General features: G+C 71.5%; 1 protein-coding gene. It reads right to left on the bottom strand.

Annotation, left to right across the window (positions count from 1 at the left end):
- Positions 1 to 37: 37 nt before the first annotated feature.
- The coding region (gene ftsR / locus CCN72_RS35150) for a transcriptional regulator FtsR (RefSeq protein ID WP_107430255.1) at positions 38 to 681 on the bottom strand (644 nt) is incomplete at its 5' end.

The raw sequence follows: 681 nt of genomic DNA, 5'->3' as shown, positions 1-681 counted from the left end.
GAGGGCCCGGTCCGGCCCTCGCCGGCCTGCCCCCGGATCAGGGCAGACGCACTCCGAGGGCGGTCTTCAGGAGGGCCGCGTGCAGCTTCGTGGTGAGCGCCGCCAGCTCTTTCGTACGGGCCTCGGCGAGCGCTCTGGTCTGCGGGTTGCGGTGGCGCTTGAGCGGGGCCACCACCTGCTCGACCAGGCCGGCCTCCCGGTCGACGGCCGCCTTCATCACCCGCAGATGGCGGGGCTCGATCCCGAAGTGCCCCAGCTCGGCGACGAGGGCCGCCACGGTGACCGCCTCCGCGTCGTACGTCCCGTCCACCAGGGGCACCAGGAGTCCGTACGACTCCCACTCCTCCAGCTCGGCCTCACCGATGTCCGCGGCGGCCAGCAGCTCGGAGCGGCCGACCCGGGCCACGGTGGGCGCCTCCTGCACTTCCAGGACATCGTCCCCGGTGCGCTGGCGCCCCACCACGGGCAGCGGGAGTGCCTCGCCGCGCTCCATGGCGTCCAGATGCTCGCGGATCACCTTGAGCGGCAGATAGTGGTCCCGCTGCATTCTCAGGACATGTCCGAGCCGCTCCAGGTCACCGGGGCTGAACTTGCGGTACCCCGAAGGGGTCCGCTGCGGCTCGATGAGCCCCTCCGCCTCCAGGAAACGGATCTTGGAGATGGTGACCTCGGGGAACTCCT

This window comes from Streptomyces murinus (assembly GCF_002154555.1).
GTDB lineage: Bacteria > Actinomycetota > Actinomycetes > Streptomycetales > Streptomycetaceae > Streptomyces > Streptomyces murinus.
The sequence above is the reverse complement of the archived record's forward strand: the minus strand, read 5'-3'. Positions and strand labels throughout refer to the sequence as shown.